This window comes from Mesorhizobium sp. M4A.F.Ca.ET.050.02.1.1, from assembly GCF_003997725.1.
In the GTDB taxonomy this organism is placed as follows: domain Bacteria; phylum Pseudomonadota; class Alphaproteobacteria; order Rhizobiales; family Rhizobiaceae; genus Mesorhizobium.
In genome coordinates, this window is record NZ_RZSG01001050.1 from 1 (window position 1) to 1726 (window position 1726).

Annotated in this window: 1 protein-coding gene; it reads left to right on the forward strand. The window is 67.7% G+C overall.

Annotated features, from left to right (window positions below; all coding sequences use genetic code 11):
- The coding region (locus EOA33_RS34800) for a DUF2339 domain-containing protein (protein WP_145989487.1) at positions 1–1518 on the forward strand (1518 nt) is incomplete at its 5' end.
- Positions 1519–1726 lie beyond the last annotated feature (208 nt).

Consider the following 1726-nt stretch of genomic DNA (forward strand, 5'->3'; position numbering starts at 1 on the left):
GGCCTGGTGACGGCGATGATCTACCTCGGCATCAGCCCGCCGACCTCGATCGGTTCCGAGTTCGTCGGCGGCAGCCTCGGCGTTGACGGCCAGCCGGTGGTGGTGTCCGATCAGTTGACGCGCAACATCGGCGTCGGGCTCGGCCTGCTGTTCATCGCCGCCGGCTTCTGGGCCGCGCATCGATGGGTGGCAACCGGCCGCATCCGGTCGGCGTCCTGGGCGGCCTGGGGCGTGATCGCGCCGTTGGTCGTGCTCACGGCGCTATGGTTCACATTCGGTAATCTCGACCGCGACTTCCTCTACGCTGCGGTCGCGGTCCTTCTGGTCGTGGCCTTCGCCGCCAGCGGTGAATGGATCGCGCGCGCCGAGGAGCCGCCGCTCAAGGGAGACGTCGCCGTCTCCTTCGCGCTCGGCGGCGCAGCGATCGCCGCCCTGTTGATGCTGCACATGGCCTTCGGCTCCGGCTGGACCACCTTGCTTGTCGGCGCCGCGGCCGTCGTACCGGCGCTGGCGACCCGCTGGCGGTCCTATCCGGTGCTCGGCTGGATTTCGGTTGGCGCCGTCGTCGCCACGCTTGGCCGCGTCGCCTACGACCCGACCATCGTCGGCGCTGCATCGCTGTCGACGACGCCTGTCTTCAACTGGCTGCTGCCGGGCTACGGCGTGCCGGCGCTGGCCTTCGGCTTCGCCGCCTGGCAGCTCGCCCGCACCACAAACGGCCGGCCGCGCCTGGCGATGGAAGCGGGGGCAGCGCTCTTCGCGCTGCTCACGCTCGCCATATTGGTGCGCCACGCCATGCATGGCGGTGTGCTGGACACCGGCACGGTCACGCTCGCCGAACAGGCGATCTACACGCTGATCGCGCTTGGCGCCGGCGCCATCCTGGTCGCCATAGACAGGCGCTCGCCGAGCTCGGTGCTGCGCTACGGCTCGATGGCCGTCGGCGTGCTCTCCGTCGCCTTCGTCGCCGTCCGGCATTTCGTGGTGCTGAACCCGCTGTTCACCGACGAATCGACCGGGACGATCCCGGTGTTCAACCTCCTGTTCCTCGCCTATCTCCTGCCGGCGGTCGCCACCGGCGCGCTGGCGCTCTACGTCCGCGACAAGCGCCCCCGCTGGTATGCGCAGATGCTGGCGCTGGTCGCCTCGCTGCTCGCCTTCGCCTATGCGACGCTGTCGGTCAGGCGGCTGTTCAAAGGCGAGTTCATCGGGTTGTGGAGCGGGCTCGGCCAGGTGGAGACCTACACCTATTCAGCGCTCTGGCTGGCCATCGGTGTCGCGCTGCTGACCGCCGGAGTGTGGCTGAAATCGCAGGTGCTGCGCGTCGCATCCGCAGCGCTGATCGCGATCGCCGTGCTGAAGGTCTTCCTGTTTGACATGTCGGAGCTGGAAGGCGTGCTCAGGGCCCTGTCCTTTATCGGCCTCGGCGCCGTGCTGATCGGCATCGGCCTCTTCTACCAGCGGCTGCTGACGCGCGCGGCGAATGAGAAGGCGGAACAAGCAGAAACGATCGGCTAGCCGGGAATAAATCCGCACCCACCAGCGTTCATTCCATTGCTTGGGTGACCGGAGCGGTGGACCGCTTCGCGCTGGCTGCTTGCGCCGCGCCGGAAAGGCGCGTTCAATCTGGATGGGAAACGACCTCGAAAACCAGCGGTCATGGACGAAAAGAAGGCAGCGATCCTTGGCGAAATTCCGCGTTTGCGCCGCTACGCGCGCTCGCTGC